Source organism: Maricaulis sp. (assembly GCF_048269565.1).
Lineage (GTDB): Bacteria > Pseudomonadota > Alphaproteobacteria > Caulobacterales > Maricaulaceae > Maricaulis.
On the sequence record NZ_JBLXIK010000005.1, the window covers coordinates 89,975 to 103,625 of the forward strand.

General features: G+C 64.8%; 18 protein-coding genes. 4 read left to right on the top strand and 14 right to left on the bottom strand.

All coding sequences use genetic code 11. From position 1 onward, the window contains the following. Nucleotides 1-70: 70 nt before the first annotated feature. The 3 genes from ACN0YL_RS10975 to surE all read right to left on the bottom strand — a co-directional run bounded on the left by ACN0YL_RS10975 (nucleotide 71) and on the right by surE (nucleotide 2,634). Entirely contained in the window at nucleotides 71-979 is a 909-nt protein-coding gene (locus ACN0YL_RS10975; protein ID WP_417491490.1) for a peptidoglycan DD-metalloendopeptidase family protein, read from the bottom strand. Between the two features lie 189 nt (nucleotides 980-1,168). Next, the gene (locus ACN0YL_RS10980; RefSeq protein WP_417498003.1) at nucleotides 1,169-1,822 is read right to left on the bottom strand and encodes a protein-L-isoaspartate(D-aspartate) O-methyltransferase; all 654 of its coding nucleotides are present in this window, start codon (nucleotides 1,820-1,822) and stop codon (nucleotides 1,169-1,171) included. A 14-nt stretch (nucleotides 1,823-1,836) separates the two neighbouring features. Further along, nucleotides 1,837-2,634, bottom strand: coding sequence for a 5'/3'-nucleotidase SurE (gene surE, locus ACN0YL_RS10985; RefSeq protein WP_417498004.1), 798 nt, complete (start codon nucleotides 2,632-2,634; stop codon nucleotides 1,837-1,839). Between the two features lie 156 nt (nucleotides 2,635-2,790). Here surE and ACN0YL_RS10990 point away from each other — a divergent pair, with 156 nt between their 5' ends. After that, nucleotides 2,791-3,018: a hypothetical protein gene (locus ACN0YL_RS10990; protein WP_417468978.1), complete on the top strand. Its 228-nt coding sequence runs from the start codon at nucleotides 2,791-2,793 to the stop codon at nucleotides 3,016-3,018. Next, nucleotides 3,015-3,395, top strand: coding sequence for a type II toxin-antitoxin system death-on-curing family toxin (locus ACN0YL_RS10995; protein WP_417498005.1), 381 nt, complete (start codon nucleotides 3,015-3,017; stop codon nucleotides 3,393-3,395). The genes ACN0YL_RS10990 and ACN0YL_RS10995 overlap by 4 nt, the downstream gene beginning before the upstream one ends. 4 nt (nucleotides 3,396-3,399) lie before the next feature. On the opposite strand, the gene ACN0YL_RS11000 is transcribed toward ACN0YL_RS10995, so the two are convergent. The 10 genes from ACN0YL_RS11000 to ACN0YL_RS11045 form a co-directional block, all read right to left on the bottom strand. Further along, nucleotides 3,400-3,831, bottom strand: a complete 432-nt coding sequence (locus tag ACN0YL_RS11000; protein WP_417498006.1) for a hypothetical protein — start codon at nucleotides 3,829-3,831, stop codon at nucleotides 3,400-3,402. Nucleotides 3,832-4,466: 635 nt separating this feature from the next. Next, nucleotides 4,467-5,744 carry a serine--tRNA ligase gene (gene serS / locus ACN0YL_RS11005; protein WP_417498007.1) on the bottom strand — a complete coding sequence of 426 codons (1,278 nt, stop codon included), beginning with the start codon at nucleotides 5,742-5,744 and terminating at the stop codon, nucleotides 4,467-4,469. Nucleotides 5,745-5,825: 81 nt separating this feature from the next. Next, nucleotides 5,826-6,632, bottom strand: a complete 807-nt coding sequence (gene tatC / locus ACN0YL_RS11010) for a twin-arginine translocase subunit TatC (RefSeq protein WP_417491485.1) — start codon at nucleotides 6,630-6,632, stop codon at nucleotides 5,826-5,828. A 5-nt stretch (nucleotides 6,633-6,637) separates the two neighbouring features. Continuing rightward, nucleotides 6,638-7,090 (bottom strand): Sec-independent protein translocase protein TatB, encoded by a 453-nt coding sequence (gene tatB / locus ACN0YL_RS11015; protein WP_417498008.1) that lies wholly within the window; start codon nucleotides 7,088-7,090, stop codon nucleotides 6,638-6,640. Nucleotides 7,091-7,095: 5 nt separating this feature from the next. Next, nucleotides 7,096-7,308, bottom strand: a complete 213-nt coding sequence (locus tag ACN0YL_RS11020; protein WP_339741872.1) for a twin-arginine translocase TatA/TatE family subunit — start codon at nucleotides 7,306-7,308, stop codon at nucleotides 7,096-7,098. A 79-nt stretch (nucleotides 7,309-7,387) separates the two neighbouring features. Continuing rightward, entirely contained in the window at nucleotides 7,388-8,191 is an 804-nt protein-coding gene (gene scpB / locus ACN0YL_RS11025; protein WP_417498009.1) for an SMC-Scp complex subunit ScpB, read from the bottom strand. Then, on the bottom strand, nucleotides 8,184-8,993 hold the full coding sequence (locus tag ACN0YL_RS11030) for a segregation and condensation protein A (protein WP_417498010.1): 810 nt from the start codon (nucleotides 8,991-8,993) through the stop codon (nucleotides 8,184-8,186). Before ACN0YL_RS11030 ends, scpB begins: the two co-directional genes overlap by 8 nt. Nucleotides 8,994-9,000: 7 nt before the next feature. Continuing rightward, nucleotides 9,001-10,017 (bottom strand): beta-N-acetylhexosaminidase, encoded by a 1,017-nt coding sequence (nagZ, locus tag ACN0YL_RS11035; protein WP_417498011.1) that lies wholly within the window; start codon nucleotides 10,015-10,017, stop codon nucleotides 9,001-9,003. After that, nucleotides 10,014-10,862 (bottom strand): SPOR domain-containing protein, encoded by an 849-nt coding sequence (locus ACN0YL_RS11040; RefSeq protein ID WP_417498012.1) that lies wholly within the window; start codon nucleotides 10,860-10,862, stop codon nucleotides 10,014-10,016. Before ACN0YL_RS11040 ends, nagZ begins: the two co-directional genes overlap by 4 nt. A gap of 109 nt (nucleotides 10,863-10,971) precedes the next feature. Beyond that, entirely contained in the window at nucleotides 10,972-12,180 is a 1,209-nt protein-coding gene (locus tag ACN0YL_RS11045) for a deoxyguanosinetriphosphate triphosphohydrolase (RefSeq protein ID WP_417491479.1), read from the bottom strand. Between the two features lie 65 nt (nucleotides 12,181-12,245). Between ACN0YL_RS11045 and erpA the strand changes: the two genes are divergently transcribed. Beyond that, entirely contained in the window at nucleotides 12,246-12,575 is a 330-nt protein-coding gene (gene erpA, locus ACN0YL_RS11050; RefSeq protein WP_417491478.1) for an iron-sulfur cluster insertion protein ErpA, read from the top strand. Then, on the top strand, nucleotides 12,575-13,249 hold the full coding sequence (locus ACN0YL_RS11055; RefSeq protein WP_417498013.1) for a nitroreductase family protein: 675 nt from the start codon (nucleotides 12,575-12,577) through the stop codon (nucleotides 13,247-13,249). Before erpA ends, ACN0YL_RS11055 begins: the two co-directional genes overlap by 1 nt. Here the strand turns inward: ACN0YL_RS11055 and ACN0YL_RS11060 are convergent. Beyond that, nucleotides 13,246-13,614, bottom strand: a complete 369-nt coding sequence (locus ACN0YL_RS11060; protein ID WP_417498014.1) for a hypothetical protein — start codon at nucleotides 13,612-13,614, stop codon at nucleotides 13,246-13,248. The two genes, ACN0YL_RS11055 and ACN0YL_RS11060, sit on opposite strands and share 4 nt — an antisense overlap. Nucleotides 13,615-13,651 lie beyond the last annotated feature (37 nt).

Consider the following 13,651-nt stretch of genomic DNA (forward strand, 5'->3'; position numbering starts at 1 on the left):
CAGTTTGGCCGGACTATATCGGGGCGGCAGCGGGTTGCAACAAGACTGACTGCAGGAAAATTTGCGTCACTCAGCGCAAATGGCGCATCGGGTCTTCCGGATTGACGCCGCGGCGGATCTCGAAATGCACCTGGGCGACCTCGACCGTGCCGCTCGAACCGGCCGCCGCGATCACCTGGCCCCGCGTGACCTGGTCGCCCTCGCGCACCATCAGGCGGCTGTTGTGGGCATAGGCGGTGACGAAGCCGCCATCATGGCGCAGCAGCACAAGCTGGCCATAGCCGGCCAGTTCCGAACCGGCATAGACAACCTGGCCGGCCGCTGCGGCGCGGACCTCATCGCCGGTCCGGGCGGCGATATTGATGCCGTCATTGCGGCTGCCATCGGGCTTGCGGCCGAAGCCGGACAGCACCGTGCCACGGATCGGCCAGTCAAAACTGACGGCGGCATTGGCGACAGGCTGCACCGTCGGCTGGGTCGCGGGGGCCTGCGTTGGCCGGCGATAGCTCGTGGTCGGGGTGCTGGGCCGCGATGCAGAGGCGGCGACCGTGGCGCCGCGCGGCAGCTGAATCGACTGGCCGATCTCGAGCTCATAGGGCGCGGGAATGCCGTTATGGCTGGCCAGTTGCTGGAAGGGAATGTCGTAGCGAAGCCCGATCCGGTAGAGATTTTCGCCGCGCTGCACGACATGCACCGCCGGCTGGGGCATCGACAGGGTCTGGCCAGGGCGCAGCGTATAGGGACGGCTCAGCCGGTTGGTGCTTGCAAGCGCCGACATCTCGACGCCGCAACTTTCGGCAATCTCCGACAATGTGTCGCCCGAGCGCACCGTATAACTGCCACCGGAACAGGCCGGCGAGGCGGCGCGGGCCGTGCGCGCGGCCGTGGGTGAATAGCTGGAACCGCTGCGATAATCGACGCGCGCAGGCTCACGCGGCGTTGAAGAACACCCCGCCAGCCCTGCTCCCAGGGCCGCCATAACGCAGATCAAAACACTCCAGCGCATCGTCCCGACACACACCTCCGGCTACTCGTTCCGGTCGTATCAAGCCAGAGAAGGCTTAACCGGCGGTTAGCCATGCGCGGGAAATGCGAAAGATAGCGAAGACCCGCCTTTCCTCGTCATCCTGGCGCAGCTTTATTGGATGATGTCTGTACGCGAAAACGCCTAGAGCGCTTTCGCCTCGCCCTTCACCAGCGGCACGAAGCGCACATCCATGATGTCGTTCGAGGTCAGCTCCTCGCCCTCGCGCTGATAGCGCACCAGCACCTGTTTGGTGCCGCGATCGACCGGGGCGATGGCGATGCCGCCATCCTTGAGCTGGGCCAGGATGGCATCGGGGCGCACCGGGGCGGAGGCGGTCAGGATGATGCGGTCGAACGGCGCCTGTTCCGGCCAGCCCAGCGTGCCGTCGCCGACGCGGGTGGTGATATTGTTGAGCCGCAGGGCGGCAAAGCGCGCCTCGGCCTCTTTCGACAGGGTGCGATAGCGCTCGACCGAATAGACCCGCCGCGCCAGCCGCGACAGCACGGCGGCCTGATAGCCCGAGCCGGTGCCGATCTCGAGCACCTTGGCGCGATCGTCGAGCTTGAGGGCCTGGGTCATCAGCGCCACGATCAGGGGCTGGGAGATGGTCTGGCCGCAATCGATCGGCAGGGCCCGGTCATCAAAGGCCTGGTCGCCGAAACGCTCCGGCACAAAGAGATCGCGCGGTGTGCGCTCGATCGCGGCGAGCACGCGCGCATCGGTCACCCCGCCACCGCGCAGCGCCATCACCAGCTGGATCATGCGCGGATCGGGCATTTTCATCGTGTCAGACATCGAGCGGTCCGTTCTCAGCTGCGCGGCGGCGCGCCGCCCAGCATGCGTTTGAGATTGCCCAGTGTCTCGCCATGGGTGAGGTCCATGTGCAGCGGCGTCACGGAAATCTTGCCCTCATACACCGCGCGCAGGTCGACGCCCTCGGGCGGGTTGGAGAGCAGGCCCTTGAAGGCGAGCCAGTAATAATCCTCGCCGCGCGGATCGAGCCGGTGTTCAGCATGCAGGATATGCTGGTCGCGGCGGCCCTGGCGGGTGACCTCGACTTCGGTGACGTCTTCCACCTTGGCATCGGGGAAATTGATATTGATCAGCACATCGTCCGGCCATTTCAGATCGAACAGCCGCCGCAGGATCGGCGCGCCAAAGGTCTGCGCCGTCTCCCACTCGATCGGATCACCCTTCTTGAAACCATAGGCCTGCGACAGGGCGACCGAGGGAATCCCCAGCTGCATCCCCTGCATCGCGCCGGCCACCGTGCCGGAGAAGGTCACGTCCTCGGCGATATTCTGGCCGCGATTGACGCCCGACAGGATCAGGTCCGGCTTCTTGCCCTTGACCAGATCCTGCACCCCGATCAGCACCGCATCGGTCGGCGTGCCGGACACCGAGAAGCGCCGCTCGTCATATTCGCGAATCCGCAGCGGCGCGTGCAAGGAGAGCGAGCGCCCTGCCCCCGACTGTTCCAGCGCCGGCGCCACGATCCAGACATCATCCGACAATTCCCGCGCAATCGCCTCAAGCACCTTGAGCCCGCGCGCATGCACGCCATCATCATTGGTCAGCAAAATACGCGGATTGGTCTTCGGGATCATGGCGGGCGTCTTTCATGGCGGCGTTTGTCGGTGGCCGGTTCTAGACGATGGAGCGCGCGCTGGACATAGCGCGATGCGGTGGCGGGGGTCGGGGCTCCACAGCCGCCATCGATCATGATATATCTTGATAAGCAAACTCATCGGAAGGATCCCGCCATGGAGCAGCCGCGCGAAAAATTCGCCACCCAGATGGACGCCGCCATCCTCGCCGAGCTGCGTCTGCAAGCCAGAACCGAGGGCCGCCAGATCCAGTCCCTGATCGAGGAGGCCGTTGCCGCCCTGCTCGCCGCCCGGAAGGCCGGCGATCGCCGGGCGCGGATCATGGAACTCCATGAGGCCTCCGTCGCCAAATACGAGGCGGTCTACAAGAAGCTGGCCGAGTGAGCCGCGAATATCTCAATGCCCGCGACGTGATGGAAATTCACGCTGCGCTGATAGAGCGTATCGGAGGCGCTCACGGCCTGCGCGATCCCGGCCAGCTTGATGCCGCCCTGCACCGCCCGCAATCAGGCTATTATCGCGACGTGATCGAGGAAGCTGCTGCACTCTGGGAAAGCCTGTCGCAGAACCATCCCTTTGTTGATGGCAACAAGCGCACTGCACTCGACGCGATGCACGTCTTCCTCGGGCTCAACGAGGTCGAGCTGACGGCTTCGACGCAGGCGCTGTATGCGTTTGTGGTGCCGCTCTATGACGAGGGGCGCTTCTGTTTCGAGGAGCTGGAGCCTTGGTTGCGGGCGAATACGAAGCTGCAGGGGTAAGCACCTAGTCCGGACAATCGCTAGCTGCGGCGCGGGCCGTCCGGTTTAGGACAATCCGGTAGTTGAGAGGGAGAAACAGGATCACCGTTGTCACCCAACTCAAATATGCCTGCCAAGCCTCTGCGCTGATTGGGGCCTGCGCGATCAATGTATAGCCGATGAGCCCCACCAGGAGACTGACTACCAGGCCGAGCGGTAAAATCAGCAAGACAGCCCGCGACGTTGCACCAAGGGCTCTCACCACAAACTGGAGTGGGAGATAGAGCGTGAGGAGGCAAAAGATGACGGTCGCAACAAGCGCTTCACCGGCAAGGGCAATAATCGAGATCGGATTGCCCAAAAGGACACCGAGCACAAGGGCGACGAGAACTGCGAGACCATAAAACAAGGCGAGTGACCGTGCCGTTTCCACGATCAGACCGAAAAACCGTTTCATACTTGTCCCATCTCCCGCACCCTGAGACTCGGCTGAAGCTGAAAGCCCCTCCGCCTCCACCAACCCATAAATCTCTTGCCTGCGAGTGGGCCACCGGGGCTCAACGCCGTCAAGGCCGGCCAGAGGCCGCCGCGAAGCGGGCATGCGCCTTGACGGCGTTGAGCCCCGGTGGCTTGATCTCGGCATAAGGTTTAAGGCGGGGACAGGGCGCTGTGGCCCGCTTTCTCACAACTTGCCCACCCCCTTGTCATCCCCGCCGGATGGCCCGACTTGATCGGGCCGCAGAGCGCGGACCCAGCCCCTGGAGCGTCTGGGTCCCTGATTTCCGCCCGGCTGATGCCGGGCATCCGTCAGGGATGACAAGAGTTTGCATTGATTGGGATAATCACTCAAGGCAGCAGCTGTCGGCGGATAATCGGTCTCCCGCCCTGCCCTTATCCGCCTGCCGCGCCGCGCGCGTATACTGGCGGGGACGTCAACGACGCGGCAGGCGGAGACTCGGCAAAATGGACAGGAAACCAACCCGGAAACGCACCATGCGCCTGGTTTTCTTGTACTTTTCCTTCGACAGGCCGGACACCAGCGTATCACCCAAGCACACACCCGGGGATGATCAGCGTTACACCCGGGATAAACTACGCCCCAAGCCGCTCCAGCCCGCCCATATAGGGGCGCAGCACGGCGGGGATGGTGATCGAGCCGTCGGCGTTCTGGTGGTTTTCCATCACGGCGAGCATGGCGCGGCCGACGGCGACGCCGGAACCGTTGAGCGTGTGCAGGAAGGCCGGCTTCTTCTCGCCCTCCTTGCGGTAGCGCGCATTCATCCGCCGGGCCTGGAACTCACCGCAATTGGAGCAGGAGGAGATCTCGCGATAGGCGTCCTGGCTCGGCAGCCAGACTTCGAGATCATAGGTGCGCTTGGCCGAAAAACCCATATCGCCATTGCACAGCAGCATCACCCGATAGGGCAATTCCAGCAATTGCAGGACTTTTTCGGCGCAGGCCGTCATGCGGTCGAGCTCGGCGGCGCTGTCTTCCGGCTTCACCAGCGAGACCATTTCGACCTTCTGGAACTGGTGCATGCGGATCATGCCGCGCGTATCGCGGCCGGCCGAGCCGGCTTCGGCGCGGAAACAGGGCGTATAGGCGGTCATCCGCATCGGCAGCGCGGCCTCATCATGGATCGCCTCGCGCGCCAGATTGGTCAGCGGCACTTCCGCCGTCGGGATCAGCCAGCGGCCATCGGTGGTGCGGAACAGGTCATCGGCGAATTTGGGAAGTTGGCCGGTGCCGAACATGGCGTCATCGCGCACCAGATAAGGGGGGCTGACTTCCATATAGCCATGCTCGCCGGTGTGCAGGTCGAGCATGAATTGCGCCAGGGCGCGTTCCAGCCGGGCGAGCCCGCCCTTCAAAGCGACGAAGCGCGCACCCGACAGGGCCGCAGCGGCCTCGAAATCCATCTGGCCGAGCCCCTCGCCGAGATCGACATGGTCTTTCGGCTCGTAATTGAAGGCTTTCGGCTCGCCCCAGCGGCGGATTTCGACATTGTCGTTCTCGTCCTTGCCCAGCGGCACATCGGCCTCGGGCAGATTGGGCAGGGCTGCGAGATGCTCGCTCAGCGCCTCGTCGAAATGCTTCGCCTGTTCGCTGCTTTCCTCGAGCACGGCCTTGAGCCGGTCGACCTCGCCGCGCAGCCGGTTGAATTCCGCCTCATCACCGCTCGCCTTCGCACGCCCGACCAGTTTGGACAGGGCATTGCGCTCGGTCTCGGCCTCCTGCTGGCGGCCGAGCGCTTCGCGGCGCTTGGCATCGAGATCAAGCAGGACCGGTGATTGCGGCTCCATGCCCCGGCGGGCCAGGGCGGCGTCGAAGGCGCTCGCGTCGTCGCGGATGAGCTTGATATCGTGCATGGCGGTGATCCAGGTTCAACAAACTGTCAGCGGGCTATAGCCCCAGCCGCCGTTTGCGTAAACCGGGCCGCGCAAGCCAGATCAGGTCTCGTCGACCTCGGTCGCCTTCGGCTCCATCCATCGCATCAGCCCGACAGAGATGAAGAAGAGCAGCAGCAGGGCCGAGCCGAGCATGATCTGGCTGATCGGGTCGGGCGGCGTCACGAAGGCCGCGAACAGGGCAATTCCGACGACGGCGAAACGCCAGCTGCCGAGCATCTGTTTCGAATTGATGATCCCGGCCTTGGCCAGCAGCATCATCAGGATCGGCATCTGGAAGGAAATCCCGAACACCAGCATCAGCGTCGTGATCAGATTCATGTAGTCGGAGACATTGAGCAGAAGCTCGATCGATATCCCCGGCCCGGCGCTGGCCTGTTCCTGTCCGAGCGAGAAGCGCATCACCATCGGCAATACGAGGAAATAGACAAAGCTCACCCCGGCCGCGAACAGGACCGGCGACAGGGCCAGGAAGGGCGCGAAGGCACCGCGCTCATTCTTGTACAGGCCCGGCTGGACGAAGGCATAGACCTGCCAGGCGATGACCGGAAAGGTCACCATGATGGCGCCGACCAGGGAGAGTTTGAGTTTGACGAAGAAGAATTCCAGCGGCGCAAAGAAATTCGCCGTCAGTTCGAGTTCCTCGACCGGTACGCCGCGCACCAGCGAAGCCGCCTGGCTATAGGGCGCGAGCAGCCACTCATACAGCAGGCCGGAGATCAGGAAACAGCCGATGAAACCGACCGTCAGGAAGGCGATCACCAACAGCAGGCGCTGACGCAGCTCGATCAGGTGATCCATCAGCGGCGCGCGGCTCGACTCCACCTCGTCGTGTTCAATCTCGGCCATGGGGGCTATTCGGTGTCCCTGGAGGCTTCGGCGGCATCCGGCCGCGCAACAGGCTCGGCCCCGGTGGAGTCCGGTTTGGACGGGGCCGGTTTGGACGGGGCAGGACGCGGCGGCTGCGGCGCACCGAAGCCGGCATCGCCAATACGGTTGGCGCTGGCCATTTTCAATTGCCGGATCTTGTCATTCTGGAGTTCAAGCGCCGTCTTGTCGAGCTCGCCGCCGATTTCCTCGATCGGATTGCCGCGCTTGAGGGCTTCGATTTCCTTGCGCAGATCCGACAGTTCGGTCTCGCGGCCGAGTTCGTCGAAGCTGGCCTGGAAATCCCTTGCCATACCGCGCGCCTGGCCCAGCAGACGACCGATCCGGCGCATCAGCACCGGCAATTGTTGCGGCCCGACCACGACCAGGGCCAGAACCAGCACGACAAGCATTTCCGGCATTCCGATGCCGGGCGCCATGACGGTTAAACTCCGGTTTTTTCGTCTTCGCGCGCCGCGGCGTCGAGGCCGGGTGCAGGCGCGGCGGCGTCATCGCCTTCGCCGTCTTCTTCCTCATCCTTCAGCCCCTTGCGGAAGCTGGTGATGCCCTTGGCGAAATCGCCCATGACGGCTGCAATCTTGCCGCGGCCGCCAAACAGCAGCACCGCGAGCAATACGACGAGAAGGATTTGCCACATTCCGGGAGCCATTTGCCCCTCCGTCTAACCAATTGTCACAAGGTCTAATCCAGTTACCCGGCCCCGTCCAATGCGGGGTTCAGATATCTTCGCTCTCAGCATCGCCATCATCATCCATGAAGTCGACATGAAATGTGCGCTGATCCTCTTCATCGAGCGGATCCTCGTCAGCACTCCCGTCCTCATGGCGGCCCGGATCGGGCACGAAGAAATCAGCCGGAATGCGGGCATCGAGCAGGCCGGCAGCCTTCAGGTCGGCCTGGCCCGGCAGATCACCGATCGAGGCGAGACCGAAATATTCCAGGAAGCGCGGCGTGGTACCATAAGTCAAAGGCCGGCCCGGCGTGCGGCGGCGGCCGCGCGGCCGGATCCAGCGCAGTTCGAACAACAGGTCCAGCGTGCCCTTGGACACGGCAACCCCGCGAATTTCCTCGATCTCGGCCCGCGTCACCGGCTGGTGATAGCCGATGATCGACAGGGTCTCGAGCGCCGCCTGCGACAGCTTGCGCGGTTCCTGGCGCACCTCATTGAGGGCCTCGGCCAGATCCGGCGCCGTCTCGAATCGCCAGCGCCCGCCGACCTCGACCAGGCGCACGCCGCGCTCGGCATATTCCGCAGCCAGGCTGGCCAGCAATTCTTGGATATTGGCTTCCAGCGGCAGCCGCCCGATCAGGGTTTCCTCGTCGAGCGGTTCGGCGGCGGCAAACAGCAACGCCTCGAGCAGGCGCAGATTTTCGCGCTCGGTATCCACCGCCAGACGCAGGCCCAGCGCCTCGGACGCCTCGCGGTCATCAACCGGACCCTGATGCACGGCACGGGCGCGCAGGCTCGCGATCGCGTCGGAGATCGGATCGGCCATACGGGTCTCGTCATCATCACTCATCGATGGTCTCATCCCTGTCGCAGCCACGCACATAAAGCGGCGCATAGGGCTCACGCTGCCGCAGCCGCGCATGCCCGTCCTTGGTGATTTCCAGCGCTGCCAGCACCGAGCTGGCGCGCACCGAATTCGACGGCGGCGGATCCTCGCCAAGATCGCCTGCGTCCGGCAGCAGCGTATCAAACTCGCGCCACTCCTTCACCTGCGGCAACAGCGTTTCCAGCCGCTCGCGCGCAGTTTCCAGACCGTAAACCCGCGGCACATAAGGCCGGTAGCTCGAGCGGATGCGCGCCGTTCGCCGCGTCGCATAGGCGGAGAGCAGATCGTGCAGATCGGCCTCATAGATCACCGAGCGGGTCGAACGCACCCCCTCCGGAGCGCCGCGCATGAAGACATCGCGATCTTCCAGCGGCCGGGCATAGAGCGCCTCGCCCGCCGCGCGCATCGCATCAAGCCGCCGCAGCCGGAACGCCAGCGCCTGCGCCAGCACCTCGACCGGCGCATCGTCATCCTTGGGCGGTTTGGGCAGGAGGAGCTTGGATTTGAGGAAGGCGAGCCAGGCCGCCATCACCAGATAATCGGCCGCCAGATCGAGCCGCTTGCGGCTCGCCGCGGCCATGAAGCCCAGATATTGCTCGGCCAGTTCCAGGATCGAGATACGGGCGAGATCGATCCTCTTCTTGCGCGCCAGCGCGAGCAGAAGGTGGAGCGGGCCTTCAAAACCATCGAGATCGACGACGAGCGCATCCGTCTCGGCCTCTTCGGCCGCCTCGAATTTCAGCTCTTCCTCGAACTCCTCGTTCACGCCACCCTCACCGTCTGGCCAGCTCCAGCAGCGCATTGAGCTCTGATTCGCCGGTTTCCGGGTCGAAATCCTCGATTGTGTCCCGCGCCTGCTCGGCCAGCGCGGCCCGCTCCAGCGCCTTGCCGGCCAGGCGCGGCGCCGCTTCGGCGACCTGGCGCATTTCGCCGCGATCCCCATTGCAGTGTAGCAGAACATCGCAGCCGGCGCGGATCGAGGCCTCGCCGCGCTGGCGGAATGTGCCTGACAGCGCCTTCATCGAGAGATCATCGGTCATCAGAAAACCGTCAAACCCGATCTCGCCGCGGATCACATTGCCGACCACGTCCGGCGAAGTCGTGGCCGGGTTTTCCGGGTCGATATCGGCATAAACAATATGCGCCGTCATCGCCATCACCGCCTTGTTGAGCTTGCGGAAGGCGGCAAAGTCCGTCTCCGACAGCAGGCCATGCTCCTCGGTGACGCGCGGCAGCGCCAGATGGCTGTCGGCATCGGCGCGGCCATGACCGGGAATATGCTTGATCACCGGCGCAACGCCGCCGGCCATCAGCCCGTCCATCGCCGCCTGACCCAGCAGCGCGACGATATCGGGCGTCTCGCCAAAGGAGCGGTCGCCGATGATATCGTCGGCGCCGGGAATGCGCAGATCGAGCACCGGCGCGCAATCGACATCAACGCCGACGCCGCGCAGCTCGTGCGCCAGCAGGCGGTGATTGAGCCGAACCGCCGCGATCGCCGCTTCCGGCTCGCGCTCGAACAGATCGCCAAACACCTGTGCCGGCGGCGCCTTGCGCCAGGTCGGTGGCTTGAGCCGGGCGACGCGGCCGCCCTCCTGGTCGATCAGGATCGGCACATCGCGGCCGAGCGCATCGCGCAGACTGCCGGTCAGGCGGGCGAGTTGTTTCGGCCCGTCGATATTGCGCGCGAACAGGATGAAGCCCCAGGGATCGGCATCGCGGAAGAAGGCCTTCTCGACCGTCGTGAGCTTGGGCCCCGACAATCCGTAAATCGCGGCACTGATGCTCATCGGCGCGCGACCAGGCAATCCTGCCCGCCCTGCTGCAGCCGCGCGCAATAGGCAACGGCCTCGTCACGGCTGGCAAAGGCGGCGATGCGCAGGCGATGATAGGTGCCGCGCTCGGGGATATTGACCTCGACGACATCGGGCACGACGCCGCTGGCAATGCTGGAAAAACGGGTGCGGAAGGCCAGCCAGGCCGCCTCGGCATCGTCCTGGGAGCGGAAGGAGGCGATCTGCACCACCCAATTGCCGCTGGTATCGACAGCGATGCCGGCTGTCGCCGGGACGGGCTCGGGTTCAGGCTCGGGCTCCGGCTGGCGCACGACCGTGGCCGGCGGCGTTTCCGGTTCAGCGCGCTGCGGCGCCGGCTCCGGGCGATCAGGCGCCTGGCGCGGGATCACATCTGTGGTCTGCGCGGGCTCGGGCTCGGGCTGATCACCGGTCTGATCGGCATCGACGGTCTCGATCCGCAAGGCCGGACGATTTTCCTCCAACGGCTCCTCGGGACCGGGACGCGTGGTGACGGTCTCGTCGCTGTGATCCTCGCCGGTCAGGCGGTCATAGACATCCATGTCGGTATCGGGCGTCTGCTCGCCGCCGGGATCGAGCGGGCGCTCGCGATAGGGCTCGGTATTGGCCAGCAGCCGCGGCGCACCATCACGGCCGCTTTCGCGCAGGCCCTGATTATAGGCGCTCCAGACGACGCCGAGAAACAGCACGAACACCGCAAAGGCCGCCGCCAGCAAGAGCGGGCCGCGGCGCGAATCCTCGTCGCGCGCATCGAAAGTGGCGAACTCGTCGGTCGGTGGAGCATAGGCCCCGAGGCGAGCATCGTCGTCCTGATCCGTCATGGCATCCTGGCGTCTGATCCTGCGCCGCACGAATCGCGCGGTGCAACAAAACAATAGCACTCTCTCGAGCACCGATTTAGCGAACTCTCAGCGCGTTCGCGGCCCGCGGCTAGAAATAGCCCTGGACCGTGAACAGGCGGCGATGCTCCTCGACCGCGAAACGGTCGGTCATCCCGGCGATATAATCGCAAACCGCCCGCGCTGTCTGCGCCGAACCCGGTGCGCCCATGCCCGAGCGCACATCCGGTGGCAGTACGCCGGGATCGGAGAGGTAGAGATCGAACAGATCGCTCATCACCCGCTGGCCCTGGCTCATCATGCGATTGACCTTGTAGTGGCGATACATATTGGCAAACAAATGCCGCCGCAGCGCCGCGAGAATTTCCAGCATGCCGTCGGAAAACGCCACCATCGGCCGGTCGAGCTGACGCAGCGCATCGGCGCTCTGCGGCTGCGTCTCGGCCAGCCGCCGTCGGGTCTCGTCGAGGACATCGCCGACCATCAGGCCGATCAATTCGCGCACCGCCTCATGGATCAGGACATTGCGCTTGATATCGGGCCAGCGCTTGTCGACGCGGCGGAAGATATCACCGAGCAGTGGCAGCTCGAGCAGCGGTTCCAGCTCCAGCAGGCCGGAACGCAAGCCGTCATCAAGATCGTGATTATTATAGGCGATATCGTCAGACAGCGCCGCGATCTGGGCCTCGAGGCCGGAATGGGTGTGCAGTTCCAGCGACCGCCAGTCCTCGTAATCGGTGAAGGCCCAGGCCAGGCCGGAGCCATCGCCATCGGCCGGCATCAGCGGGCCGTTATGCTTGACCACGCCCTCAAGGGTTTCCCAGGTCAGGTTGAGGCCGTCGAATTCCGGATAGCGCACCTCCAGCTTGGTGACGACGCGCAAGGTCTGGGCGTTGTGATCGAAGCCGCCGAAATCCTGCATCTTTTCCGCCAGCACCCGCTCGCCGGAATGGCCGAAGGGCGGATGGCCGAGATCATGCGCCAGCGCCAGCGCCTCGGCGAGATCCTCATCACCGCCCAGCGCCCGCGCCAGGGTGCGTGCGATCTGCGAGACTTCCAACGAGTGGGTCAGGCGGGTGCGATACTGGTCGCCCTCATGCGCGACGAAGACCTGGGTCTTCTCCTTCAGCCGCCGGAAGGCGCCGGAATGGATGATGCGATCGCGGTCGCGCTGGAAGGCATTGCGCATCGCGCTGCCGGGCTGGGGGAAGAGCCGCCCCCGCGATTGCGCCGGGTGGCAGGCATAGGGGGCGCGAAACCGGTCATTGGCCGCTATCATCATGTCGCTTGGGCCTTTCATCAGCACCGGTGCGGGTCCATATAGAACATCAAGCTCTTAAACTGAACGCCGGATATGGCCTGATCATGACGACACCTGTGACACTGTCCGCCAATGCGGCCCGGCAGATCAATACCATCCTCGCCGCGCAGGAGGCAGCCAGCCTGCTGCGCATCGGCGTCGTCGGCGGTGGCTGTTCCGGATTTTCCTACACGTTCGACCTCGACACCGAGGTCCAGCCCGACGATCTCCTGCTCGAGCGCGATGGCGCCAAGGTGGTGATCGACGAGGCCTCCCTGCCCTTCCTCGAAGGCGCAGAGATCGACTATGTCGACGAGCTGATCGGCGCCGCCTTCAAGATCCACAACCCCAATGCCACTGCCGCCTGCGGCTGCGGCACGAGTTTTTCGGTCTGATGGATGTGCGTGAGGCCCTCGCCGCCCGCACCTCCACGCGCGCCTATCTCGACACGCCCGTCAGCGAAGCGCAGGTGCGCGAACTGCTCGCCCTCGCCGCCCGCGCCCCGTCCGGCGGCAATCTCCAGCCCTGGCAGGTCCATGTCGTCACCGGCGAAGCGCGCCAGCGCGTGATCGATGCGGTCAGGGCGACCCAGGCGGAACACCCGTTTGGCGAGCCCGAGCCGGAATACCAGATCTATCCCAAACCGATCATCGATCCCTGGCGCGCCCGGCGCTTTGCCTGCGGCGAGGCCGTCTATGCCGCGATGGAGATTCCACGCGAGGACAAGATGGCACGCCTTGTCCATGTCGCGCGCAATTTCGAATTCTTCGGCGCCCCGGTCGGATTGTTTGTCTCGATCCACAAGGACATGCAGCCGGGCCAATGGTCGGATCTGGGCATGTTCATCCAGTCCTTCCTGCTCGCAGCCACCGAGGCCGGTCTGGCCACATGCGCCCAGGAAGCCTGGTCAATCTATCCCAAAACGGTGAAGACCGCCGTGGGCATCCCAGCCGACTTCACCCTGTTCTGCGGCATCGCCCTGGGCCATGGCGACCCGGACGCGCCGGTCAATGCGACGCGCACCGAGCGGGCGGATGTCGATGAATTTGCGAGTTTTGCCGGGTTTTAGGCCGAGCAGACCAGCGCCCCGCCGCAAAAGGCCTGCAGCGCCGCCAGCCAGCCCAACAGACCGATCAGCCAGACCACCGGAATCGCGATCATCCATTTCAGCGCCGAGCCCCGCTTGCCGCCATTGAAGCGCAGCCAGCCGATCACCAGCGCCAGCAGGGCTGCCAGCGGCCCGCAGGCGGCATAGACCGCAAAGGCCACGGCCGGCGGCGGCAGGCTGCCGCCCGCCAGCATCAGCCCGGCCGTCTCCCACATCACCGAGGAGGCGAAGCCGAAGGCGATAATCACCACGCTGGCGGAAATCAGCCAGGCCCGGCCCGGTCCGGCCGCCGGGGCTGTGTCGAATTCGTCGGTTTCATCGTGCACGCGCCTGCCCATCCCTGTTCATTCGTGCCGCCCGCGG